The 26,049-nt window shown below is 39.1% G+C and carries 26 protein-coding genes and 1 pseudogene; 24 read left to right on the plus strand and 3 right to left on the minus strand.

Features of this window, described 5'->3' with window-relative positions; translation table 11 throughout:
* Positions 1-98: 98 nt before the first annotated feature.
* Positions 99-245 carry a hypothetical protein gene (locus B9A52_RS25640; RefSeq protein ID WP_157370188.1) on the minus strand — a complete coding sequence of 49 codons (147 nt, stop codon included), beginning with the start codon at positions 243-245 and terminating at the stop codon, positions 99-101.
* Between the two features lie 186 nt (positions 246-431).
* Positions 432-2,288 (minus strand): ChbG/HpnK family deacetylase, encoded by a 1,857-nt coding sequence (locus B9A52_RS16660; protein WP_084121543.1) that lies wholly within the window; start codon positions 2,286-2,288, stop codon positions 432-434.
* Positions 2,289-2,475: 187 nt separating this feature from the next.
* Here B9A52_RS16660 and B9A52_RS16670 point away from each other — a divergent pair, with 187 nt between their 5' ends.
* The gene (locus tag B9A52_RS16670) at positions 2,476-3,027 is read left to right on the plus strand and encodes a DUF4256 domain-containing protein (protein WP_084121545.1); all 552 of its coding nucleotides are present in this window, start codon (positions 2,476-2,478) and stop codon (positions 3,025-3,027) included.
* Positions 3,028-3,163: 136 nt separating this feature from the next.
* Positions 3,164-3,529, plus strand: a complete 366-nt coding sequence (locus B9A52_RS16675; RefSeq protein ID WP_084121546.1) for a DUF2200 domain-containing protein — start codon at positions 3,164-3,166, stop codon at positions 3,527-3,529.
* Positions 3,530-3,608: 79 nt separating this feature from the next.
* Here B9A52_RS16675 and B9A52_RS16680 read toward each other — a convergent pair whose 3' ends face one another.
* Positions 3,609-4,022: a DUF202 domain-containing protein gene (locus B9A52_RS16680; RefSeq protein ID WP_084121547.1), complete on the minus strand. Its 414-nt coding sequence runs from the start codon at positions 4,020-4,022 to the stop codon at positions 3,609-3,611.
* Between the two features lie 761 nt (positions 4,023-4,783).
* Here B9A52_RS16680 and B9A52_RS16685 point away from each other — a divergent pair.
* From B9A52_RS16685 to B9A52_RS16785, 22 genes and pseudogenes are all read left to right on the plus strand, one after another.
* Positions 4,784-5,404 (plus strand): DUF4136 domain-containing protein, encoded by a 621-nt coding sequence (locus B9A52_RS16685; protein WP_084121548.1) that lies wholly within the window; start codon positions 4,784-4,786, stop codon positions 5,402-5,404.
* Between the two features lie 8 nt (positions 5,405-5,412).
* Positions 5,413-6,009, plus strand: coding sequence for an OmpW family outer membrane protein (locus tag B9A52_RS16690; protein WP_084121549.1), 597 nt, complete (start codon positions 5,413-5,415; stop codon positions 6,007-6,009).
* A 71-nt stretch (positions 6,010-6,080) separates the two neighbouring features.
* Positions 6,081-6,644, plus strand: a complete 564-nt coding sequence (locus B9A52_RS16695; RefSeq protein WP_084121550.1) for a DUF4136 domain-containing protein — start codon at positions 6,081-6,083, stop codon at positions 6,642-6,644.
* A 252-nt stretch (positions 6,645-6,896) separates the two neighbouring features.
* Complete coding sequence (locus tag B9A52_RS16700; protein WP_084121551.1) at positions 6,897-8,018, plus strand: hypothetical protein; 1,122 nt, start codon at positions 6,897-6,899, stop codon at positions 8,016-8,018.
* Between the two features lie 170 nt (positions 8,019-8,188).
* Positions 8,189-8,710: a hypothetical protein gene (locus B9A52_RS16705; protein ID WP_157370190.1), complete on the plus strand. Its 522-nt coding sequence runs from the start codon at positions 8,189-8,191 to the stop codon at positions 8,708-8,710.
* Positions 8,711-8,718: 8 nt separating this feature from the next.
* Positions 8,719-9,423 carry an outer membrane beta-barrel protein gene (locus B9A52_RS16710; RefSeq protein WP_172805229.1) on the plus strand — a complete coding sequence of 235 codons (705 nt, stop codon included), beginning with the start codon at positions 8,719-8,721 and terminating at the stop codon, positions 9,421-9,423.
* A 202-nt stretch (positions 9,424-9,625) separates the two neighbouring features.
* The gene (locus B9A52_RS16715; RefSeq protein ID WP_231955270.1) at positions 9,626-10,795 is read left to right on the plus strand and encodes a BamA/TamA family outer membrane protein; all 1,170 of its coding nucleotides are present in this window, start codon (positions 9,626-9,628) and stop codon (positions 10,793-10,795) included.
* Between the two features lie 279 nt (positions 10,796-11,074).
* Entirely contained in the window at positions 11,075-13,447 is a 2,373-nt protein-coding gene (locus tag B9A52_RS16720) for an arylsulfatase (RefSeq protein ID WP_084121555.1), read from the plus strand.
* A gap of 217 nt (positions 13,448-13,664) precedes the next feature.
* Entirely contained in the window at positions 13,665-14,219 is a 555-nt protein-coding gene (locus B9A52_RS16725; RefSeq protein ID WP_231955272.1) for a glycine zipper domain-containing protein, read from the plus strand.
* A 10-nt stretch (positions 14,220-14,229) separates the two neighbouring features.
* Entirely contained in the window at positions 14,230-14,733 is a 504-nt protein-coding gene (locus B9A52_RS16730; protein WP_084121556.1) for a nuclear transport factor 2 family protein, read from the plus strand.
* A 334-nt stretch (positions 14,734-15,067) separates the two neighbouring features.
* Positions 15,068-15,523 (plus strand): annotated as a pseudogene (locus B9A52_RS26215) (DUF1254 domain-containing protein); the annotation flags it as partial.
* Between the two features lie 426 nt (positions 15,524-15,949).
* Entirely contained in the window at positions 15,950-16,330 is a 381-nt protein-coding gene (locus tag B9A52_RS26220; RefSeq protein ID WP_231955654.1) for a DUF1214 domain-containing protein, read from the plus strand.
* Positions 16,331-16,519: 189 nt separating this feature from the next.
* Complete coding sequence (locus B9A52_RS16740; protein WP_172805230.1) at positions 16,520-18,025, plus strand: DUF1254 domain-containing protein; 1,506 nt, start codon at positions 16,520-16,522, stop codon at positions 18,023-18,025.
* Between the two features lie 197 nt (positions 18,026-18,222).
* Positions 18,223-19,386: a hypothetical protein gene (locus B9A52_RS16745; protein ID WP_084121558.1), complete on the plus strand. Its 1,164-nt coding sequence runs from the start codon at positions 18,223-18,225 to the stop codon at positions 19,384-19,386.
* A 278-nt stretch (positions 19,387-19,664) separates the two neighbouring features.
* A complete protein-coding gene (locus B9A52_RS16750; protein ID WP_084121559.1) occupies positions 19,665-20,222 on the plus strand; it encodes a TetR/AcrR family transcriptional regulator in 558 nt (185 codons plus the stop codon).
* Between the two features lie 134 nt (positions 20,223-20,356).
* Positions 20,357-20,626 carry a hypothetical protein gene (locus B9A52_RS16755; RefSeq protein WP_084121560.1) on the plus strand — a complete coding sequence of 90 codons (270 nt, stop codon included), beginning with the start codon at positions 20,357-20,359 and terminating at the stop codon, positions 20,624-20,626.
* Between the two features lie 286 nt (positions 20,627-20,912).
* Positions 20,913-21,293: a HEPN domain-containing protein gene (locus tag B9A52_RS16760; RefSeq protein ID WP_084121561.1), complete on the plus strand. Its 381-nt coding sequence runs from the start codon at positions 20,913-20,915 to the stop codon at positions 21,291-21,293.
* A complete protein-coding gene (locus tag B9A52_RS16765; protein ID WP_084121562.1) occupies positions 21,272-21,580 on the plus strand; it encodes a nucleotidyltransferase domain-containing protein in 309 nt (102 codons plus the stop codon). Before B9A52_RS16760 ends, B9A52_RS16765 begins: the two co-directional genes overlap by 22 nt.
* 458 nt (positions 21,581-22,038) lie before the next feature.
* Positions 22,039-22,941 carry an NAD-dependent epimerase/dehydratase family protein gene (locus tag B9A52_RS16770; RefSeq protein WP_084121563.1) on the plus strand — a complete coding sequence of 301 codons (903 nt, stop codon included), beginning with the start codon at positions 22,039-22,041 and terminating at the stop codon, positions 22,939-22,941.
* A 145-nt stretch (positions 22,942-23,086) separates the two neighbouring features.
* Positions 23,087-24,424 carry a Gfo/Idh/MocA family protein gene (locus B9A52_RS16775; protein WP_084121564.1) on the plus strand — a complete coding sequence of 446 codons (1,338 nt, stop codon included), beginning with the start codon at positions 23,087-23,089 and terminating at the stop codon, positions 24,422-24,424.
* A gap of 195 nt (positions 24,425-24,619) precedes the next feature.
* Positions 24,620-25,126: an RNA polymerase sigma factor gene (locus B9A52_RS16780; RefSeq protein WP_084121565.1), complete on the plus strand. Its 507-nt coding sequence runs from the start codon at positions 24,620-24,622 to the stop codon at positions 25,124-25,126.
* 4 nt (positions 25,127-25,130) lie between these two features.
* Positions 25,131-25,685, plus strand: a complete 555-nt coding sequence (locus B9A52_RS16785; protein ID WP_157370192.1) for a hypothetical protein — start codon at positions 25,131-25,133, stop codon at positions 25,683-25,685.
* Positions 25,686-26,049 lie beyond the last annotated feature (364 nt).

The following is a 26,049-nucleotide window of genomic DNA, read 5'->3' on the forward strand; positions in this document are numbered from 1 at the left end:
AATCTGAAGTGGCAGATGCTTCTCGAGATTTGCAATCTCGAGAATAGATAAATCGGAATTTGTAATTCCGATCGCCCAGTCTCTTTGAAGATTAGGGATTACAAATCCCATTCATCTGGATTCGGCATTTCAAATACCGAATAGCAGCCCCGCTTCTCGAGATTTGCAATCTCGAGAACAGATAAAACGGAATTTGTAATTCCGATCGCCCAGTCTCTATGAAGAATAGGGATTACAAATTCCATTCATCTGGATTCGGCATTTCAAATACCGAATAGCAGCCCGCTTCTCGAGATTTGCAATCTCGAGAACAGATAAAACGGAATTTGTAATTCCGGTTTCACCTTCTAGAAGAAACGATCGGGATTACAAATCCCAATCATCTAGATTCGGCATTTCAAATACCGAATAGCGGGATAGCGGGTTATTCCCTAATCTTCAAAAGCCGGCAATAAATGTTCCCATATCAGGTTAAGCTCTTCCTGCATATTTGGAATTTTGGCGGTGGTTACGATCACTGCATTCTTTTCAGGAAGAATCAGAATAAACTGTCCATTCAGCCCGTCTGCCCGATAAGAGTTGTGTCGGCTTCGCCAAAGCTGATAACCATATCCTTGCAACCAATCAGAGTCCTGGGCGTTAACTTTCAGGTTTTCTTTTTTTACTCCTGCTGGCAAGGACTGAACCTGAGCTATTGTGGCCTCATCAAACCAGGAATCTGGAAGTAGTTGTTTGTCGTTCCATTGTCCTTTTTGCAAATAAAACAGTCCCAATTTGGCCATATCCTCAGTTTTTACTTTAAGGCCCCAACCACCGAATTGGATTCCTTGAGGACTTACATCCCAAGTGGCTCCCACGATCCCCAATGGTCTGAATAGCCTTGGCTGTAAATAATCCAAAATCCGCTGTCCTGTTACATTTGTAATGATGGCTGAAAGCATATAAGTAGCCAAACTGTTGTAAACAAACTGCTCACCGGGCTGATGTTCCATAGGAAAAGCCAAAAATCCTTCCACCCAATCAAGATCTTTACTTTTTTCTCTTAAAACACCTGTAGGATCCACATCGTGCCCCACAGTCATGGTCAGTAAATGCCTGATTTCAAGTTCCTGAAGATTCGGGCCTATTTCTTTGGGAAGTTTGTCCGGAAAGAAAGAAATAACTTTATCTGTTAGATTCAAAAGACCTTCCTGTAGGGCAAAGCCGATAGCAGTTGACGTGAATGTCTTGCTTACGGAATACATGACATGGGTTTTATTTGCGGCATTTTCCCCAAACCATTGCTCATAGACCACTTTTCCGTTTCTTAGAATCATCAGGCTGTGAAGGTCTTGATTCTCTGATTTTACTGCTTGAAGGTATTCTGAAATGGATTGGGGATTGATTTTCTCTTTTTCAGGATCACTTCGGGGTAAGGCTTTGGTTAAAGTAATGAAATTGATCAGTTCAATTCCATTTCTGGAAACCGCTTCCTTTACATTTTCACTTGTCCAAGTATCCGTTACTCCCTGTCTGTCTATTGCCACATCTTCATAACCGATATGGCCAACCCCTTGCATTTCTATATTGTCATAGGAAGGGTGGTCAACAAACATATAGGATTTTCCGGCTTCAAGTTTTTCCAACATGCTGATAAAAGAAGCCTCCTTTTCAGCTGAAGTTGCTTTTGGTCCATCGTAGCTTACACCTGACAATCCCAATTCCTGATTGAGCTCCCGACTCATTACAGGAAGGTCATATTCCTTGGACAATTTGGAAACCATTTTGGTGACATCCGGATGAAAACCCGTAGATCCCATATGGCCTGATAGATGGCTGATTTGGGAAACATGCTTCAAAGCAAAATCTATTTGCGCCCGGAATTCCTTTTCCACCTCTTCCAGTTTCCATTGATTTTCAGTAATGGCAAGTCCGGGATAATTTTTATTCGAACCCATCATGGGCAAAAAATACCCATCAGCGTCAGTAAGACTGGGACAATTGGTCAAGGGCCTCCATTTAATACCTTCCCATTCACTGGTGATGACCAAATGCAGCCCCACATCTATTCCGGTATTTTTCTTTAGCATTTGAGCAGCTTCCGGAAACCAAGGTGTCACCACCATCAATTCGATGGAAGTTTCAATCCCATTGACGAAGGTTTCTATACTGGCCAAATTGGCCGAACGGGAAGAACCCATATCATCACCCCTTACAATCAATCTAGGCCCCGGAGTTTGCTGGGCAGAAGCAAAAAGGGAAATCAGAGTTAATAATTGGATTGAAATGTATTCTTTGAAATTGCGCATGGCTGGTCATTTTGGGAAAATGAAAAATAGTGAAATTTCAGGAATGGTTTGGTCTCTTTTTTGGATATGTTTTGCAATTCTATTGGTAGCTTCTGTATTTTGTAACAAAGGAATGAATTCCGGAATCAATATTTGATGGAATTCCCGGAATATGAATCCTACAATACAACTGATAAAACCCTTGGCCATGAAACTTTCAGATGAACAGTCCAAAGTATTACTCGACACATTAAAAACACGGTTTAAGAAAAATTCAAACCGTCATCAGGGAATAGAATGGGATGATGTAGAGAAAAAGCTTTTGGCCAATCCCAAGAAAATCTGGTCTTTGAATGAAATGGAAGCCACAGGTGGAGAACCTGATGTAGTAGGTAAAGATGAGAAAACTGGTGAGGTTATTTTTGTGGATTGCGCTGCAGAAAGTCCTAAAGGTCGGAGAAGTGTTTGTTACGATCAGGAAGCTTTGGAATCCAGAAAAGAATACAAACCTAAAAACAGTGCTATGGGAATGGCAGCAGCAATGGGCATTAAGATTTTGAATGAAGAGCAATACAAGGATTTGCAGGGTTTGAGTAGATTTGATACAAAAACTTCAAGTTGGCTAGAAACACCTGCTGATATCAGAAAGCTCGGAGGGGCCATTTTCGGGGATTGGCGCTACGGACACGTTTTTATTTATCACAACGGCGCCGAGTCGTATTACGGAGCCCGTGGTTTTAGGGGGGTGTTGAAGGTTTGAGATGAGTCAATCCTTTAGAAGAAAAGAGCTATTCACCTATTTCCAAAATCGATTCAATTTTCGATGATTTATGCTTAAAGCAATTTACTAACAAAATCAGAGAACAAAAATTACCTTAACAACCACAAGACAGGACATGAAAGCAAGCGAAACACACCATGAACGAATGGCAAATATGACCTTTGGATCGGTATATCCACATTACGTCACCAAAATCGAGAAAAAAGGAAGAACAAAAGAAGAATTACTTCAGGTAATAGAATGGTTGACCGGTTTCGATAAATTGAAAGTGCAAAACCTTATTGATAACAAAGTAACTTTTGAAGAATTCTTTAGGCAGGCAAAATTAAATCAAAATGCACACCTGATTACCGGAATGATATGCGGCTACCGAATTGAAGAAATCGACAATCCATTGACCCAGAAAGTCCGGTACCTGGATAAATTGGTGGATGAACTGGCCAAAGGTAGGAAAATGGAGAAGATATTGAGGGAAGAGTAGGGGTAGTTGGATACCATCCAATTGGTCAAGATTTTCTACAAAGGGCAGTTAGTGAATTTGGATTTTTTAACATCAGTCTCTATAATCTCAAACTCATCATCAAGAAAAGCAGAAAAGATAAAGCCAATACCAGAATCGATAAAACTGTAGCAACTGAATACCGCATTTCAGGAAAATATTCTTTCAATTTAGCCATGCTTTTGATATGCTGAATGGTTGCAAGAGAAAGTATAACTGAGGAAGTGATAATCAAAAACAATCCCAATTCACTCCCTGTCACCAACTTCAAAAACGGGGCTTTTCCTGCCTCAATTCTATTGAAATAATATTCCAAAGCACCAATTCCTATTGCCATTAAAGTCAATGCGGCACGTATCCATGCCAACTGCAGTCTTTCAAAAGCCGTTCTCGTCCTTTCTTTTTGTATCAGACTTTTACCTTTCTTTTTTTTCTGTTCCTCTCCCGTTTCCTTTTCTGATTCTGTATCCTTCATGCTTAAAGTCAATTATATTTTTAAGATAATTCCAAAATTTATTTTAGCATAAATGAAAATTTCATTCGATGAAAACGGGAAAGAAATTTTTATCTAATGACAATGATAATAATGAATATTACAGCAATTTGAAATATTTTCGTTTCTAAACTTAGACGGAGACGTTCAAAATCAACGGTCATCATTCTTTATTTTCTGACTTTTCGGAATGTTGAATGTATGGGTAAATAGAAGCGACAATTAATCTTTTTAACAATTTTTCACCAAAGTACCTTCTGTTTAGTTTATAGACAAAATCATTGAGGTAATTCTGCAAATACTTCTCGCTAACCAAATGTTATATTCTCAATAGGTTCTTTTTAAGATAGCGATCGGGATAAGCATGACGGCTGCTCCCATTTAGGTTATTGGTAAATATCATGATGGAATGAAGGGTGTAATGACAAATTAAACCCAGGACAGCTTGTTATCTTTGTCGATTTAGGAGGTAGCTCGATTACCTTTTTTAAAGGAGAGTGGATTTTGTCCGGTGATTTTTTTGAAAGGGCGGTTTAAATAACTGAAATTCTAGAATCCGCAATCGAAGCAGGTTCCTTTACATTTTGGTCCTAAAGCAAGAGTTTTTTGGCTTTTTTTGGACCGGTAGACGATGACGTTTAAATTTTTGGGTTAAATCATCTGTAAATTTGTTTTTAAAATTTGAAGAATGTTTAAGCCAAAACATCTTTTTTACAAAAAATCAAAAGCTTACTCTATTTAATATGAAAAAGTCAATATCCGGATTGATACTCTTGATTACTATAGGTTTACTGGCCTCCTGTTATCCTGGTGGACCGGAATTTTATGAAGATACAGATGTTGTTTACACTTCTTTTGAACCTGAGTTCAATTTCCAGAACAAAAACACCTATGCCCTTCCCGACAAAATTGTAAAAGACATTGAAATTGACCGAGGAGATACTACCCTTGTGTATATGAAAGATGCCTTTGCACTTCCCATATTGGCAGCGATTGATGCAAATATGCAGCAATTTGGCTGGACGAAAGTAGATATCTCCCAAAGACCTGATGTTGTATTGACTCCTGCTGCAATTACCAATACCACTTATTTTTACAGTTATTGGTATTCTTGGTGGTGGGGAGGTTATTATCCGGGATGGGGATGGTATTATCCACCATATTGGACTGTTTCGAGCTATACCACGGGTACTATGATCATTGCAATGGCTGATCCAAATCTGAATAACCCTATCAATCAATCAAGAGCATCATGGATCATGTTGGGTAACGGACTCCTCTCAGGTGCTGGCGATATAAGCCGGGTTACCAATGCCATTGATCAGGCTTTTGTGCAGTCGCCCTATTTGAAAATTAATAACTGAAATTAATCATGAAAAAGATATTTCTATTTATCGTTTTTGCCATAGTCTTGTTTACGCACAAGGTCAATGCTCAAAGCTATACAACAACTTCCTATTCCATTGGAATTCCAACAGGTGATTTGGGTGACTTTATTTCAAATGTAAGCTGGAGAGGTTTTGCAATTGATTACAGAAAACTTATTCAGCCGAATTTAGGAATTGGTATCAGTTCAGGCTTGAATACATTCTACGAAGAAAGACCTAACGCAGCATATACCATTGATAATAGAACGCTGAGCGGGAAGCAATGGAGGTACAGCAATAATGTTCCCATCATGCTATCAGGGGATTATTACTTGAAACCAGGAGATAACATAAATCCTTTTGTTGGCCTGGGAGTAGGTACTATTTACACCGTAAGAAGGACAGATATGGGTGTTTTTAGTTTAGATCAAAATGCCTGGAGTTTTGCTTTTCAACCTCAGGTAGGGATGATATATATGTTGAACAGTTTTGCGGGTATCTCATTATCAGCAAAATATTCCTATGGATTGGCAGCAGGAGATTTAAATAATGCACAGTCTTTTATGTCATTTAATATTGGTTACGTTTTCATGGGTAACTGATCATCATTTCAACATAAGTACATTGAGGATGGTAATTTTGCCATCCTCTGTTTTTTTAAAAGAACAACAAAATGAAAAAAACTTTATTTCTTATCCTTTTTATGTTGCCGTTTTTGATATCCTGTTCGACAGTGATGAAAACTTACTCCTATAAGGATAAAAAAGCAGATCTAAATCAATACAAAACGTATGCTTGGATTAATTTGGAGCATTTTGAGTTGGATAATAAAGCCGGAAACAAACTTTATGCGCATTATATTCTTGATTTGGCCAATAAGGAACTTGAGAAAAAAGGATTTATACTTGATGTCAATAATCCTGATGCTGTTTTTCTTTTTGATACCCAGATAGACGATAAAATCGCATATAGTCAAACTCCACAAGTAAGCGTAGGGGTCGGGGTAGCGGGACCGGGATATTATGTTGGAGGGGCTGTCCCGGTAGCAGGTGGAAATATTATTGAGGAACAATACCAAGAGGGCCTTCTATTCATAGAAATGTTTGACAGTAAAACCAACAATCTGGTTTGGAAAGGATGGGCTCAGGAAGAGGTAAATATTTACACAAATGGAGAGGATCTTCTCCAAAGGGCTGTCACGCAGATTTTTATGCGTCTTCCGGTCAAACATAAATAGAATAAATCGTATTTATTCCCCTTTCAGTCGGATTGTAAGTCACTCTAAATCCATAGACGGAGGCGTTCATAATTAACTGACAAAATTTGATAATTTTAGCTATCGTTAATTAATCCGTTGCCTTCCCTAATTTATGGATGGTTTCGTTTTCCAATACCAAATCTCTTCAAAAAGGATCACATTCAATTTACAGCTCTTATTTTAATGTTCTTTTTTTACAATTAGTTTATATCAATTGTCGAAATCACGAGAATGAAACAAAAATTACTGATCAGTATTATCCTGTTTTTAACTGTGAATGCTGCTTTTGCGCAGGTCTTTACAAATAAAGAAGTAGGGCAAAGAAATCAATCAAAAAAGGACAGTTTAAAAACTGCAGAGTACCCTTATACTTTGCCTATCTGGGGTGCCAAAGCAACAAATGCCGGATATTCCTTACCATATTCCGCAGGATTGAGTGTTCAATACTTTTGGCAGGAATCAGACCTGATTATAGAAAACCTACAGGTAGGTTTCAACGGAGGAGAATTGTACAACTTGGATAATGTGGTCAGATTTGACAAAGTCAAAGCAACAGCAAGTGCTGTCACGGTGAGGCCAGATGTTTGGGTTTTCCCTTTCTTGAATATGTATGCTATTTTGGGAAGATCTCAAGCTTCCACTGAGGTGGGCTTTGGGGTATACGTCCCTGATGAAACCAATAATTTTAATCCAATTATAAATGCAAGCACAATAGTAGAATTCCAGGCTAGCACTTTCGGATTGGGACTTACTCCTACTATTGGTGTAGGAGGTGGTTTTTTGGCACTAGATCTGAATATGTCCTGGACAGATGTTCCACAACTAAGACAACCTGCCCGTACCTTTGTTTTTGGACCCAGGTTTGGTAAAAACTTCAGACTTAAAAATCCTGAAAGCAGTATTGCAGTTTGGGTAGGAGGATTCAGAGTTGATCTGAATTCTGAAACCAATGGCTCTATAGCAATAAATGAAATTTTGCCCGTAGATGAGTTTCAGGTAAAAGTTGATAATGGAATAGAAAAAGTCGGGGAAGCACAGGTGAAAGTAGACACTTGGTGGGAAGGTCTTTCTCCGGCAGACCAGAGAAATCCTGTAAATATAGCAAAACATAACGCAGCCAATAATGCTATAACAACCGCAAGCCAGATACTGGTGGCAGCTGATGCTGCTCTAAATGATGGTGAATCGGCAACGGTTCAATATGCTATGGATAAAAGACCGGCAGACATGTGGAATTTCATTGTGGGTTCCCAATACCAATTGAACAAACACTTGATGTTTCGATTAGAAGGGGGATTTCTGGGGTCTAGGACTCAGCTGATGGGTGGGGTGCAATATAGATTTGGCTTATAAAATGAAATCATTTCTAGTTGAAGCCCACTGTGCTATAATTTCTTAATGAAAGTGTAAAAATTTTCCTTTAAAGCAATTCTAAATATTTCGTTCCTTTTCGAATTTTCAAAAAAAAAGTATTCCAATAGATTTTCTAAAAGAAAATGAAAGCCCCTATCAATCTTAATTCAATGGAGAAAAAAGCTGATGAAAAATCCCTGAAAGAAAAGTTACTCCATGAGTTAACTGAATATGGTATCAATGTTGTTTACCTCGGGCTTTTTTTTAGTGCATTTATCTTATATAGAAGATTATTGTTAGCTGAGTATGGGGTTTTTTTGGATGATTATTTTATGGGATTGGTCAAAGCTTTAATTTTTGGGAAAGTGATTATGATCGGGACTTTTTTAAAAATCAGCAGGAAATTCGAAAATAGACCATTAATTATTCCCACCATTTACAAAACTATTTTCTTCACCCTATTGGTAGCCATTTTTGAATTCTTAGAAGTAACTGTCAAAACTTTATTGAAAAATAGCTCATGGGAAGGCATGATGGAAAGCTATACGCACCACTTTACCCTTGCATGGGTTGGTGGGGCATTGATCGTTGGATTTACCTTTCTTCCTTTTTTTGCATTTAAGGAAATAGCAAGACATTATGGAGTTGACTCGATACGAAAATTGTTTTTTAAAACTATACAAAAGAATTAAATATGACTATGGCTATAAATTTCAAACCACTCTTACTGATTTCCTTCTTACTCATCTCAGCAAGTTCAAACGCGCAGGTGCTGATTTCCTTGCTTTTTGGAGAAGCTTTAAATTCTGAAAAAATCGAATTTGGATTGACAGGTGGAATGAATCGATCTAACTTTCGTGATGTCTCAGATGCTAAAGGACTTAACAATTTCAATCTTGGTTTCTATTTCAATATCAATTTGATGGAAAATTCCTATTTGAGTACAGGAGTTTTGGTCAAATCAAATGTGGGTGCTACAGGAATGGCGACCTATCCCTTGGGCGATGTGGACTTTGACGGTATTTTTGAAGATGGAACTTTGACTACCAAGATCAATTATTTTTATGTTCCAATCATGTGGCAGCAAAGGATCCAATCGCGGTTACTGCTTGAAGCGGGAGTGCAGGCTGGAGTTAGGACCAAAGCCTTTGATATCTTTAATATCGACTCCAATGGTGGCGAAATTGAGTTTAAAAAGGAACTGGGCGATTCATATTACAGACTGGACGCCGGAGTGGTGGGAGGCTTGGGATACAAATTGAAGAAAGACCTAAAAAGTATGAGTGTTGGCTTTTTGTATTATCATGGACTTGTAGACGTAAAAGCTGCCTCTTCACAGAATATCAGAAACTCATCACTAAATATTTATTTAAGAATACCGATAGGTGCTGTAGAAAAGGAATAATTACAAATGGCAAATTTATATTGTAAAAAATAATGTATCTGCTTGAATGCTAAAAAGAAAATAATTGGGTTAAATCCTATCGTTATGCGTTATATCAAAATCCATTACCTATCTATTATTTTTTTTTTGGTTTTGCTTCAATATATCTTTTTTTGGTCAGGCTCAGGAATTCAGCAATGACAGCACCTGTATTGAGAAAGACTTGCCTGAATTGATCCGAAATGCGCTGGGTAAGGATTCTAAAGTAAAAGAAACAGGATCAAGTTCATTGTTGATTGTACCAATAATCGGATCAAACCCTGCAACAGGTTTTATGGTGGGGATAGGAGGTCAGTATGCGTTTAAAATGCAGGGAAGTAATCTATATTCTCTTATCAGCGGGAGCTTACAGGCTACTACCAAAAACCAATATATTTTTATGGCCAAAAATAGTATCTATACCAAAAATGAAAAGATTTTCTTTACAGGGGATTGGCGGTATCTGATATTCTCCCAATCGACTTATGGCTTAGGCACCAATGCTCCTGAAGGAGGTATTTTGGATTATCAATTTAACCTAGGTGGTTTGGAAACAGGTGCTGATTCCTTGGCTCAACCTATGACGTTTAATTTTGCCAGGTTTCACCAAACTGTAGGCTTCAAATTGAAACCAGGAATATATTTGGGCTTGGGCTATCATTTTGATTCCTTTTCCAAAATAGTTGACCAAAAATTAGATCTTGATCCAGAGGAGCAATTGTTAACTTCACATTACATATACAACAATGCTTATAATTTTGAAACAGATAAATATTACTCATCCGCACTTTTCGGGAGTTTTATCATCGATAAGCGGGACAATATGATCCAACCATACAAAGGGTATTTTTTATCCTTGGGATTCAGGGGAGCTTACCGGGCTTTTGGGAATAAGAACAATGCCGAAATGTTTTCCGGAGAGTGGCGGAGTTTTCATGGATTATCTAGGAGGAACCCCGCTCACCTTATCGGTTTTTGGCTGATGGGTGATTTTACCAAGGCGGGTGATTTTCCTTACTTGATATTACCCGCAACGGCATTTGATCAAAGAGGCAGAAGTGGACGAGGATATACTCAGGGGAGATTCCGTGGTCAAAATTATGTCTATGGAGAAACAGAATACAGGTTTCCAATATCAAGGTGTGGTGGTGTATTGGGAGGAGTATTATTTGCCAATGGAACAACGGCATCCAACTCCACACAGAACCTTAATCTCTTTGATTCAATAAAATTGGGTTACGGTTTTGGACTTAGAGTCAAGGTAGATAAATATTCCAGAACCAACCTTGCATTGGATTTAGGGTTTGGGGAGCAGTCAAGTGGATTTTACCTTGCTATTTCTGAGACATTTTGATCCTTTAAAAAATTTAGGAGTCTTTGGACGAATAAGTCTAAACTCTGATTGAAAAGATTGCTATATTTCCATTTAAATCTCATTAAAGTTTAGGAATTGGCTGCATATCAGAAAATAAATGAAGCATTAAAAAATTTGACTTGAAAAAATGACAAAGGATCTCCTCACAACTGAATGGATTCAACCAATATGCCAGTTTCGTTGCTAAAGTTTTATTATTAAGATCTTACTAAATAAAAGGATTTAATTTTATACAAAACCCTAACTACTCATGCCCCTATGAAAATTGATTTAAGATTAATGATAATTGTTTTTGCTATCATGGCCTGCAATACCCCACCTTCGCAGGAATCTCAGGTAGAAACGAATGCCACGGGTTTTATTGACCGTACCATACTTCCCATCAAAGCGCCTACGCGGCCTACCCTTACGGAATTGGATGTACGCAATGCTACTCTGCCTGAGCGCTTTGAGGTAAAAGCCCCTGAAGGTGCACCAAATGTGATTTTGGTACTCGTCGACGATCTTGGTTTTGCCGGAACCAGCGCATTTGGTGGGCCAGTTTCAACACCTACTTTTGACAGGGTGGCCAGTGAGGGAATTTACTTCAATAATTTTCACACCACTGCGGTATGCTCACCCACACGTGCTGCCATCAAAAGCGGACGAAACCACCATGTGAATAACATGGCCTTCATTACCGAAATGGCAACTGGTTTTCCTGGAGGTACCGGGGAAATTCCACAAAACGTGACGCCGCTGGCAGAAATGCTCCGGCTGAATGGCTACAGTACCGGTGCCTTCGGCAAATGGCACGAAACAGCTACTTGGGAAACAAGTGTTTCCGGTCCTATGGACCGTTGGCCACACCGTCAGGGCTTTGATAAATTTTATGGGTTTTTTGGTGGCGAAACAAACCAATGGGCTCCATTTGTATATGATGGAACTCACGTGGTTGAGTTATCTGAGGATCCCAATTATCATTTTATGAATGACATGACCAATCAGGCCGTGGCATGGATGAAATATCAAAAGGCGCTAACTCCAGAAAAGCCTTACTTTATGTATTTTGCTCCTGGGGCAACTCATGCCCCCCACCATGTACCAGAAAGCTACATTGCAAAATGGAAAGGTAAATTTGATGGAGGATGGGATGTGATGAGGGAACAGATTCTGGCAAGGCAGATAGAAATAGGGGTCGTGCCTAAGGGAACAAAACTCGCCCCAAAACCTGAGGCTATTCCATCTTGGGAGAGTTTGTCTGCTGACCAGAAAAAATTATTTACCAGGCAGGCTGAAGTATTTGCCGGATTTCTGGATATGACCGATCACGAAATTGGTCGATTACTCGATGCGGTTGAAGCAACGGGACAGGCTGAAAACACGATGATCATTTTTGTCTATGGCGATAATGGCACCAGCGCCGAAGGGGGAGCAAATGGCATGTTCAGTGAAATGACCTATTTCAATGGCGTTCAGGAAACCGTAGAAGACATGTTGAAAAAATACGATAAATGGGGCGGTCCTGAAACTTATCCCCACATGGCTGCCGGCTGGGCAGTGATGTTTGATGTTCCCTATACTTGGACCAAACAGGTGGGCTCAGACTTTGGTGGAACCAAAGTGGGTATGTCAATTCGCTGGCCTAAAGGAATTAAGGCAAATGGGGGACTTCGTTCCCAGTTTAGTCATGTGATTGATATAGCACCTACTATTCTAGAGGCTGCAGGCCTTCCGGAACCAAAAATTGTAAACGGTGTGGAACAACGTCCGATGGATGGAATCAGCTTGATGTATGCATTCAATGATGCCAATGCCAAAGAAAAACACACTACCCAATATTTTGAAATTGCCGGTAATCGTGCCATTTACCATGAAGGATGGTATGCACGCACCATTCACCGAGCACCTTGGGAAAGGGAGGTAAGAAGACCTTTGGCCGAAGATATTTGGGACCTTTATGAAGTGGCGAATGATTTCAGCTTAACCAATAATCTGGCCGCACAGAACCCTGAAAAACTGAAAGAAATGCAGGCTCTGTTTATGAAGGAAGCTGAAAAGAACCATGCATTGCCTATTGATGACCGTCTTTTTGAGAGAATGATTGCTGCCAATGTAGGCCGACCGGACATCATGGGAGACCGTAAGTCGCTTTCTCTAGCCGAAGGCATGGTAGGCATGTCTGAAAACGTATTCATCAATATTAAGAATAGGTCAAAAACTCTAACCGCAGATGTGGAAATACCATCAGGTAAAGTTGCCAATGGTATTCTCATTGCACAAGGCGGGCGATTTGGTGGCTGGGCATTGTATGTAAATGACGGTATATTAGCCTATGATTATAATTTCCTAGGTATGCAACGGTTCACAGTCGAGGCCACCCAAAAGCTAACACCCGGAAATCATACCATCAAGTTTGATTTTGTCTACGATGGAGGTGGTCCTGGAAAAGGAGGTTTGGCAACAATATATATAGATGGTAAAAAAGTAGGAGAAGGACGTATTGAACGTACTCAATCTGCTATATTCTCAGCAGATGAAACAGCCGATGTGGGCATTGACCTAGCGACACCTGTAGTGGAAAGAATCGGCGCAGAAGCCAAATCTAAATTCAATGGCAGAATCTCCAAACTGGTCGTGGAAGTGAAGTAAAAATCATAGGCCGGACTGACCCTCAGACCGGCCTATTCATTCCAATAAATGGAAAAGTGAAAAATTAAACTATCATTTCCATGAATTAACAGCCAAGCAATGCTCAGAATTTTTTATTCTAAAAAACCAAGTGGGTTTGATTTACACATATTCTTGCGAAGCATTTTTTGATTTAGAAGTTCTCGTAGTTTAGGAAAAACATTTAATTGAATTGAACATGAAAGATCAAAAATTATTCAGAGAGATTGCGGTTGCATTCATAATGCTATTTGCAATGTCATTTTATAAGGCATATGCCCAAGTGCCAACGATGCAGGCAATTCCGGATACCACCAAAATCACTTATAATCAGATTTCCCAATCCTTAGGTTTGTTTGTATTTCCAAGCAAAAACCAAAGCCAAAACCAACAAAAACAGGATGAGTTTGAATGCTACAAATGGGCGGTGGACCAATCTGGAATCGATCCTCAAAACATACCCAAAATAGAGGTTACAGACTCCACTGGCCCTACAGGAGGAGCGGTCATTGGCTCTGCAAAAGGAGCAGCTGCAGGAGCTGCCATTGGTGCTATTGCAGGTGATGCCGGGAAAGGTGCCGCCATTGGTGCTACAGCCGGTGCCCTTCGAGGAAGACGAGCAGGACAGCAGGCACAGGCTCAACAGAATCAAAAGGCCCATGCCAGTGCTTCTGCACAAGAAACAGCCATGCTTGAAAATTTCAAGAAGGCTTTTTCGGTATGTATTGAAGGCAAAGGATATACAATCAAATAAATACTGAAATATGAAAAATCTTATCATAATAGTTGCTGTAACATTTGCTTTAATGTCTTGTAAATCATCAACTGAAAGCGACCACAGCCAAAATATTGAAGTAGTAAAAAAATATGTCCATGCAGTAGAAAATCTTGATTTTGAGGGAATGGGAAATATGCTCGATGCAGACTATTTAGGTGTCGGACCCTCTTATGGAGATTCAATTGGAAAAGATGATGCGGTGGCCAACTGGAAATGGAATGTTGAAAACCTTTACAATAAAATTCATTATAACAGATCGCGCTTTGCCTCAGTGACAATTCCTGATGGTGAAAGTAAGGGTGATTGGGTAGCCAATTGGGCCGAATTGGAAATTGAATTTAAGGATGGAGAATCTGTTATTATTTGGGCCAATTCTAACTATCTCGTAGAAAACGGTAAAATCAAGAAAAGTTTGACCTTTTACAACGAGGCAGATGTAATGAGGCAGTTGGGTTTTGAAATGGTTCCAAGTGAGCGGCTAGAACAATAAAAATCAAAAACTAAGTCTGAAATGACTTGACTTTTGATTTGAATCAAAAAATCAAATTAAAAAGAATCTCTTATTTCTTTCAAACTAATAATAGAAAACCATGAATCTGAAAATCCTATTAATTTTTGTTTGAAAAAGTATTTACTTTTATTGAAACACAAATTATTACTGAAAAAATATGAAAAACAATATTATTTCATTTTTGATTGCAATTGGGTTGTTTTCGCTAGCTGCATGCAATCAGAATCAATCTGGCACAAGCTATACTGATAAAAATTTATCACTTGATTCAATAAAGGCCATTGCAAAGGAGGCCTATATCTACGGCTATCCCATGGTGGACGGCTACCGCATCCAATACGGCTACTTCGTTGACAAGACCGACCCCGAATACAAGGGACAGTGGAATGAGGTCCACAACATCCCGCGCGTCTACACCCCGGAGGACAAAGCCGTCCAGACTCCCAATTCTGACACACCGTACTCCTTTGTCGGTGCGGATCTCCGGACCGAACCGCTCGTTCTGACGGTCCCGGAAATTCCAGAAGGTCGCTATTATTCGATTCAGTTCATCGACGCCTAAACTTTCAACTTTGCTTATGCCGGCAGCCGAACTACTGGTAACGAAGCGGGTACCATCATGCTGGCCGGCCCGAATTGGAAGGGTGAGAAACCGCAGGGAATCAAGGAGGTCATCCAGTCCGAGACCGAGTTAAACACCCTTATCTACCGCACCCAGCTTTTCGATCCGACCGACCTCGACAACGTGAAGAGGATCCAATCGGAGTACAAGGTGCAGCCCTTGAGCCAGTTTCTCGGCCAGCCCGCGCCCAGCCCCGCACCGGCCATCGACTTCATCAAGCCGATCAGCCAAGAAGAGCAGAAAAGCTCACTCGAGGTGTTCAATATCCTGAATTTCGTCCTGCAATTCAGTCCGACTGTTCCCTCCGAGAAGGAACTCATGGAGCGGTTCGCCAAGATTGGAATCGGCGCCGGAAAGACCTTTGATGCCACGCAGCTTTCCCCTGAAATGAAGAAAGCCTTCGAGGAAGGCATAGCCGACGCCTGGAAAGAATTTGCGGACGGCGCGAAGTTATTGGCGGAAGGCAAAATTACCGCCGGTGATGTCTTCGGCACGCGTGTATCCATGAAAAACAATTACTTCAACCGCTGGCTTGCAACCATTGGCATTTGGGGAAATTCAAAGCAGGAAGCGATGTACCCTATTTATTTCACTGACGCCAGCGGCCAAAAGCTCGACGGCGCGAACCGCTATACGCTACATTTCCCGAAGGGCCAACTGCCACCCGCGAATGCGTTTTGGTCGCTCACCATGTATCAACTGCCGGAAAGCTTGCTGGTGGCCAATCCGATCGACCGCTATCTCATCAACTCGCCGATGCTGCCGAAGCTGAAAATGGATGCCGATGGCGGCCTCACGCTCTACATCCAAAACGAGTCACCCGGCAAGGAGCTGGAGTCCAACTGGCTGCCTGCACCCAAGGGACCATTCTCAGCTTACTTGCGGATCTATTGGCCGAAAGAAGAGGTGCTGCAAGGCAAGTGGACCGCGCCTCAGATGAAGCAGATGCCATAAAAGAAGGAGTCGCAAGAACCTTGACAGTGAATTTCACCTGCTAACAACTTGGTAGCAGGCCGATTCGAAAAAACACAAATGACTTCAACTTCGTCTATTGGCAGTTGGAAAAGACCGGTCTTGAAGAAGGTTGAAAATGAAATATTTAAAGATTTGAAAATGAGACTAATAAAATTCAAAGCACTGTCAATGATTACACTAATTGGAGTAATCACTGCATGCAATCAACCGCAATCGAAAGATGCACCAGTAGCTAACAATACTGTTTCACTTGCTGAGGCTACATTGGAAGGCGATGAATTGATTAAAACCAATTTTGGTGACATTCAATTGACCCAAAGTTATATCACCAAAGAATCCATTGCTAAACTGAATGACCAATTGAGTGTACAAAGGGCCATTGAAGTGTATCAATGGTCGCTTCCGGTAACCACTTTTCAAATGTGGTACAATGCGCATGCTGAAGTCTATGGCGGAGCAGATTTGGATTTTGTAGAATACAAATCATTCAATGAAAAAGTAGGGATACTTACCGCTAACGCTACCACCCCTTATGTGATCAGTTGGGCAGATCTTTCTAAAACGGGGCCTGTGGTTATTGATTATCCCGCCGGTGCTTCTGCGGGAGCAGTAATGGATTTTTATCAACTTTCCTTAGGCGATTTAGGGTTAAATGGCGCAGATAAGGGAAAAGGCGGTAAATACCTTATTCTTCCAAAAGGATATGATGCTTCAAATCTAAATACCAAAGGGTACATTGTTATTAACAGTCCAACCAGTAAAATAATGATTGGCACCCGATTTCTGTCCACTGATGAAGCGGAAATCAAAAAGATGAAAGAGAATTTTCTTGTTGGCAAATATGGGGAGGTTTTAAATCCGGCGAAATTCATTTCCAATACCGGCAAGCGATTTGAGGGCATGCCTTTCAGGGGCTTAAAGTATTTTGAATTGGTGCACCAGTTTATTCAAAATGAGCCACAGAAGGAAGAAGATAAAATTTTCTATACCTACTTAAAATATATGGGTATTGAAAATGGTCAAGCCTTTAATCCTTCAGAACAACTAAAAAAGATTCTAACGGAAGGTGCCAATTTGGGCGAACTGATGGTTAAAGCTAACCAAATACAACCGCGTCAAGATGAGCCATATTATGAAAATAGCAGTTGGTACAGAGAGTTAACCAATTTCCCGTTAACCAAGACCAGTGAGTCGAATTATTTCTTAGATGAAAGTACACAGTATTATTACGAAGCTGTAACCGTAACAGCAGGCATGCAATCCAATACGCCAGGACCAGGTACTACGAGTTATTTAACCACCAAAGAAGATAAAGATGGCAACCTCTTACTTGGGTCAAATACATACAAGATCCATTTACCGGCAGGTATTCCGGCTTCTAATTTCTGGGCATTGACTTTATACAGCGAAAACACCCGCTGTTTTATCGACAATAAAAACGCAACAGATAAACTAAGGGCTACTAGTGTCGATTCGAGAGATAAGAATCTGGTTATAAACGCAGATGGCAGTGTGGATTTGTATATCGGTCCAAAAGCACCGGAAGGCAAAGAAAGCAACTGGCTACAAACCAATGTCGGTGAAGGATGGTTTCCACTGATCAGAACCTATGGTACACAGCAAGCACTATTTGATAAAACATGGAAGCCTGGGGAATTTGAATTGATGGAATAACATCATACAATTTATGGATGATCTTTGCTGGAAATTTTGCTTGTAAAGGACCTGTAAATGAAAATTTGCAGAAGAAGGAATCGAAGTTGATTACAACGCCCGACATGTACAGGGACTTTGTGGGAGATCTGTACTTACAAAATAATTTTATTCAAATTTTTAAGTAGAATTAACAGCTTTATTTCAATAGGTTAAAGATGGATGAATTTTCATTTGGTAAAAGTAATTTTGATCGGATCTTAAGAAAAATCGGATTGAAATTATCCGAAAAAAAAGAATTGAAAGTCAAGGTATTGATTGCTGTTGGATTGTGTTGGTTGCCTTTGGTCATCCTTTCCTTAATCCATGGCAACTTTTGGACCGGTAGTATAGAGGGTTCTTTTATCACTTCTGCGGAGGCGCAAACAAGATTTTTAATTTCCTTGCCCATCCTTATCCTTGCGGAGCCTTTGGTCGGTGGAAGGTTGATAAAAACTTTGGTTCAATTCCTGGATTCCGGGTTGATTCCCAAAAACCAAGTGGAAGAGTTTAAATCAATAGTCAAGAAAAAAACCAACTTTCTTCAAAATCCATGGACTGACATCTTCTTGCTGGTGATATGCTATATTCAAGTAGGATCCATTCTTTTTTTTGAGGCACAATACACTTCAGTTGCAGCATGGCAGTTTGGAGAAAGTAATGGAGAAGCATTTCTGAATATAGTAGGGAAATGGGCGGTAATTGTCAGCAGACCTATTACTTTGTTTTTAATATACAGGTGGATATTAAGGGTCTTGGTTTGGGGAAGAATTTTGGCAGGAATAGCCAAGTTGAATCTTTACCTATCCCCATTTCATGCAGATAAAGCGGGAGGTCTTGGGTTTTTGGCATTTAGTATTTCCTATTTTTCCCCCGTATGTTTTGCTATTTCGGTATCCATTGCTGGAAATATGGCTGATTTAATGTTAGTCGATGGGATGAAACTGATTGAATTTAGGTTGATTTTATTAGGTTATCTGCTATTTATTGCCGGGTTTTTTACTTATCCGTTGTTTGTTTTTTCCAAAATACTTCTCGATTTCAAAGAGAAATGTATTTTCGAACTTTACGATGGGATCCAACATGTGTATAATAAGGTGGATTTGAAAACCCTTCATAACCGAAATCCGGAAGGTGAAAATGCTGAAGACATTTCCTATGTAGCTTCTTTCGCAGACTTTAATGCTGTATTGGAAAATGTAATGAATATGAGATTACTGCCTTTTCAGATAAGAGATTTATTGCCTCTGATGGTTTTGACTTTGGTTCCATTTTTGTTTGTGATACTTATCGAAATCCCCGTTTCGGAGATTATTTCGCGATTGATCAATACTTTGTTCTGACCTCTTTTTTTAATTAAGGAATTTGTCATTTTTTTCAGTTCTAAAATTCCAATCTACAATCAAAAAAAATCAGTGAAATATTCTAAAAACCATTTGATTTTTATAATTGAAACTTTAAAAAGTTTATCTTTTAAGATTTATAGATCTTGTTTTGGTTCTGCGTTTTATTTGATTTAAGTTTTTTTAAACAATTAATTTGGTAATTTCAAATTACATAGTCTTTAAAAAGTAGATTTGCTTTAAGACTTTCATCAACCACAGCAAAACAAAATGATATTATGTCTAAATTAAAAGAACATCAAAAAAGCTGGTTATCAGTAGGATATCAGCTTTTTGGTGAGGATGGTCCTGAGGGTATCCAAGTAGAACGACTTGCACGAATCCTGCAACTAAATAAATCAAGTTTTTATCATTTTTTTGTCAATAAGGAGATTTTTATCAACCAAATGCTCCAAATGCATAAAAGATTTGCAAATGAAATGACGGAAGAAATTTTTAAGTTGGGATCATTTGATCCTGGGGTAATAAATTTGTTGATGGAATATAAAGATACTGTTCTGTTTCATAGACAACTTATCCGTAACAGTCAATTTCCCGATTACAAAAATATATTTGATAATATCAACCATAAAATAGATCAGGCGATTTTACCACTTTGGCAGGATGAAGTTAATTTATCTAAGGAATCGGCTTTCACTTTATTTGATATGATAAGGGATACTTTTTATAGTAGAATGAACCCAAAAAATATGTCGGCAGATACCATAAGGTCTGTAGTCAATGAGTCCAAGCTATTTCTTTCCCAAATGCAAAAAGACGGAAAACTTCCTAAGTAAATTGAAATAGCATTTATACTGTAAAAAACTTATTTTTAGGTGAAGCATGCTTAGAATTTCAAACACCAAATAGGGAAGACTGACTTCCGAAATTAATTACCACGAAAATCACTCAATCCTTAAGTATCAAGATATTGATAGCAATTACAGCTGCTGTTTTGATATTACATTTTTTGATTGTGTTGAAAATAATACCTTATGATATTGTATGGGGCGGAAGATTGCAATCAGATCAGGAGATGTACACTTTTGAATCTTTTTCGATTATCAACAGTCTCTTTTTCATTTATGTTCTTGCCCAAAAAGGGAATTTCGTCAGCGCTGTTTTTTCTGACAAAATACTATCAGTGATCCTGTGGATTTTTTTTGGCCTATTTGTACTGAATACTATTGGTAATATTTAAAACAACATTTGAAAAATGGTTTGCATTGGTGACATTGATCAATTCTATTTTGCTTTGGAGGATAAATAGGGCAGCAAGAGGCTAACATAGGCATTATGAAAGAATAGTTATAGGGTTATTAAAAAGCAAAATACTTCTATTAAACTTTTGTTCAAAACAGAATTAATTGGCTTCGAATACTAACACTTTATAAATATTCATACCGCATCTTAAGCAAGAAAACCTCAAAAGAATGAAACTTTTCATTGATAGTTTTTACTAACTTTGGTTATCTTGATTGTGAAATATGATAGATTTAAAGAAACAGGTAGATTATTGGATAAAGGGAGCAGAGGAGGATTTATCAATAGCAGATTTACTGATCAAAGAAAATAGGATTCTCCATGGATTGTTTTTCTGCCATCTTGTAATTGAGAAAGCAATTAAAGCCCATGTAGTAAAAACAACTGGAGAGGTTGCCCCAAGGTCGCATAACTTGATTTATTTATCTGAAAAAGCAGCCTTGATATTTGATGATGACACCGAAATATTTCTGGGGATTTTAATGAAGTATCAATTGCAAGGGCGTTATCCGGATTATAATCCTGTCAAACCTGACATTTTAAAAGTAAATGAATACATAGAAAAAACTAAAAGTTTGTTGCAATGGCTAAAAATGAGATTGTAGAGATATTGAAAAAATATATTTTTGTTTTACGTTCAGAGGGTATAACCATCAATAAAGCTTATCTGTATGGTAGCTATTTGTCAAATACAGCGACTGATGACAGTGACATTGATATCATGTTAGTGACTGATTATGAAGATGATCATTTAAGTGGGAAAATATGGAGTCTAACTAGAAAAGTAAATTCGAAAATTGAGCCTTTTCTTGTTGGTAAGAATAGATTTAATAATAATGATACTTCTCCTCTGATCGATTTAGTAAAAAGAACTGGATTAGAGATTGCTTAAAAATTTTACCTCAAACAGTTTCGATTATCATCAGTCTTTTTTTTTTATGTATTGGCACAAAAGGGAAATTTTGTGAAAGCCGTTTTTTCTGACAAAACACTATCAGTAATCCTATGGATTTTCTTTGGCCTATTTGTTCTGGATGTTATTGGTAATATTTAAAACAACATTTGAAAAATGGTTTGCATCGGAGACATTATTCAATGCTTTTTTGCTTTGGATGGTAAATAAGCCAGCAATCAGATAGTAGGGTAGATTTTATGAAACCAAGTGAATAGGTTACGGTAAAATCCATTTGGGTGAATTGGAAATAAGGCTAAAAGGGGCTATGTTTAAATAATTGAAATTCCAAAAGCCATATGGCAATTCCTTCTCTGAATTTAAATTTTAGCTATATTATTTGAACCTGTACTTGCTGATTTATAGAAAAATTAAAGCCATAATCATTTAAAAACCCTATGACCAAAAAACGCATATTCTTCACCGGCGGATCAGGAAAGGCAGGAAAACATGTAATCCCATACTTACTCGACCAAGGACATCGGGTGATGAATGTGGACTTGACACCATTGCATTATCCGGGAGTTGACAACCTGACCGCAGATATCACCGATTCCGGACAGATGTTCAATGCGATGAGTTCCTATGCAGCTTTGGATGAGTTGGAAGGAGGGAAGGGCATACCCAAGTTTGATGCAGTAGTCCATTTTGCTGCCGTGCCCAGGATTCTGATCAAACCTGACAATGAGACTTTTCGGGTCAATGCCATAGGCACTTACAATGTAATTGAAGCGGCCGTCAAGCTTGGCATCAAGAAAATCATCATCGCTTCCTCTGAAACTACTTATGGGGTTTGTTTTTCGGATGGCCAAACTGATCCACATTCACTGCCCTTGGAAGAAGACTATGATGTGGATCCCATGGACAGCTACGGTTTATCCAAGGTGGTCAACGAACAAACAGCCCGAAGTTTTCAACGCAGGTCAGGCTTTGATATCTATGCCCTTCGCATTGGCAATGTGATAGAACCCCATGAATATGCTGAATTGTTTCCTCATTATTTCAAACATCCCGAAGTCCGCCGCAGGAATGCTTTCTGTTATATTGATGCCCGTGACCTGGGACAGATCGTGGACCTGTGCCTGCAAAAAGATGATTTGGGTTTTCAGATTTTCAATGCCGGAAATGACCACAATGGTGCGATTATTCCAAGCAAAGAATTGGCTGAAAGGTTTTTTCCGGGTGTGCCGCTCACCAAGGAATTGGGTGAACATGAAGCCTTGTTCTCAAACCGTAAAATACGGGAAGTCCTGGGTTTTAAAGAAGAGCATAATTGGAGGAAATATGTGAAAGGGGAGTAGTAGTGGATTTTGGGAATTAATCAGTTATATTTTCCGTAAACTTTGATTCAACTTCTGAGAATAAATTAATTCAGCATAAATTATAGCCTTAATTTCGCCTGCGATAGCATTTAATTATCTTACATTTCAAAATTTTGAAAAACATATGAAAAATATAGCAAGAAGAGAATTTTTCAAAAAAAGCGGTTTGGTGGTTTTGGGTTTAGGCATGGCCCCAACTTTAATTGCCCAAGCCCGCAAGAATGGACGGCTCAGAACTGCCCATATAGGACTTGGCGGAATGGGAATGGCTGACTTGGATGCTATCTCCTCACATGCGCTTGTCGATGTGGTGGCCCTATGTGATGTGGACAGCTCGGCATTGGCGAAAGCCAAAGCGCTCCATCCCAACGCTAAAATTTATGTGGACTACAGGACGATGCTGAATGAGTTAAAAAACGACATCGATGCGGTAATCGTTTCCACACCGGATCATACCCATGCCCCCGCATCTTTGATGGCTATGAAGTTGGATAAACAGGTTTATTGTCAAAAACCTTTGACCCATCATGTTTCAGAGGCAAGGGCCATGAAAAAAATGGCAGAGAAAAAAAATCTGATCACCCAAATGGGAATTCAGGTTCACTCCTTTTACGATTATAAACTGGCAACACTGCTGATTCAATCCGGAATCATTGGTAAAGTGCATACGGTAAGGGCCTGGTCTCCAAAAAATTGGGGTTACGACGGCCCTGCCCCAACGGGTAGTGATCCTGTGCCATCAAACCTGGATTGGAATCTATGGCAGGGAACTGCTGCCGAACGTCCCTATAAGGAAGGCTATTACCATCCTGGCAACTGGAGAAAAATCATGGATTACGGATGCGGAACACTCGGCGATATGGGAGTACATATCTTTGATACCCCATACAATGCCCTGGAACTGGATGTTCCCATGACAATAGTCAATGAGTGCCGTCAACCTACCGGCTTTGGATTTCCGGAAAACAATACCGTGACCTATGAATTTCCTGGTACAAAATACACAGCAGATACGCTCAAATGGGTATGGTATGATGGTGAAGGTGCTCCTGCTTCACATACTGATTTAGCTCTTCCCAATGGAGATGCACTTCCTGACCAAGGTGCCATGTTTATGGGGGAAAAAGGACGATTGCTCTTGCCTCACTTCCAACAACTCCCAAGGCTTATTGTTGACGGACAATACCAAAAGATGGATATTGAATCTTTTAATTTGGGAGCACCCGTAAAGGATTACGATTCAGAGAGCAAAAAACATTACCATCAGTTTGTGGATGCCTGTTTGGGTAAAGATGAATGCAGCGCTCCTTTTTCTTATTCGGCCAGGCTTACCGAAACGATTCTATTAGGGGTAATTGCGGGTCGTTTCCCAAACCAAACCCTTCATTGGGACAGCAAAAAAGCCAAATTTGCCGAAAAGGGAGCCAATCAGTTTCTTGATGGAAAATATCGGAAATTTTGAGTAAAACCTGAATTTCACAACATTTATTATGTAGGGAATCCGAATAGTTTGGTAATTGTAGGTAGCCAAATGCTGATCTAATATTAGTCCTTGGAATTTATTTCAAGGACTTTTTATTAATAATTTTTTCATTATTTCCATTCAATTTGTAAGAATCATCTAGCATTTTGGTACTAATGCAATAAAGAACCGAAAGTGACAAGAACCAGACAGCATATAATATTTGAAACTTGGTTAATGCAGTACAGGGCCTTGGTCTTTAAAATTGTAAGAGCTTACGCGAGTTCTTTGGAAGATCAGGATGACCTTTTTCAGGAGATCTGCATCCAAATTTGGAATTCAGTAAATTCTTTTAAGGAAGAGTCTAGTCCTGTTACTTGGATTTATAGAATTTCTTTAAACACTGCCATCAAATGGGGGAGAAATACTGAGCGGCATCGTCATGAACCTTTGGAGAATGTTCAACATGTATTGCAGGAAAACTATGTCCCTATGGATCCTAGATTGGATTGGCTTTATGCAAAGATTCACCAATTGGATGATATAGACCGTTCTTTGACCTTGCTGCTATTAGATGACTTCAGTTATAAGGAAATGTCCAATATCCTGGGAATTTCGGAATCTTATGTTGGGGTGAAGATTAACCGGATCAAAAAACTGCTTATCTCAAAACTAAACACATACAACGATCATGAAATTTGAAGAAATGAAAAAAATATGGGATGCACAAAACAATGAAATGCTATTTGGCATCAATGAAAAAACTATGAACAATCTGATACAGTCAAATAAAAATAAGGGTCAACGAATCACCAATACTAGCGAACTATTGTGGATCGTGGTCAATATCCTTGCGGGAAGCTTCGTTCTTGTAATGAATCTGGTAAAAGGAAATGAAAATGTCTTTATGTACCTCTTAGCCGCTTGGATGCTCGGTACTTCCTTCATAGTTTCAGCAAGTAGGGTAAAAAGAATCAGTTCAAATAAGAAGTATGATCGGAGTATGTTAGGAGATCTGGAACATGCCATTTCTTTGGCAGGTTATCAAATCTGGTTTTCAATCCTTGGGCGCTGGAATGTCCTCCCAGTTGGACTATTGGTTATACTTGGACTTTGGGACAGCGGCAGATCAATTTGGGTACTCATTGCAGTTATGATATTTTTTATCCTATCGAATTATGCTTCAGGTTGGGAACATAGGATTTATTTGAAAAGGAAAAAAGAACTTGAAAATCTGAAAAACAAACTAGAGAATTTCTGAAAAAAATCCCTTAATTCCACTAATTAGGAGGCTGTAATCTAAGCGCTGTCTAAAACTTTGAATTTTAGTTAAAAGTTATAAGATTGGATAATATGAAAGATCAAGAGAGTGTACCGGACTCAGTTTGCTCCCCAGTTGTTCCAATAAATATTGTTGTTGGATTCACAATTTACTATTCAAAAAGAATCAGATAGCCCCCAATCGTTTTGGTTCAGTTATCAACTGCACAAAAGATAAATTGAACTTTTCCGGAATGTTTGGCTTTTGGACTTTGTATATCTTATCAAGCTTTGGATTGGAGGATGTAATAGCAGATTAAATCCGGAATTGGGAATAACAATTAACGGGATTGATGATTTTTTTA

Origin of the sequence: Aquiflexum balticum DSM 16537, from assembly GCF_900176595.1 — a bacterium.
Lineage (GTDB): Bacteria > Bacteroidota > Bacteroidia > Cytophagales > Cyclobacteriaceae > Aquiflexum > Aquiflexum balticum.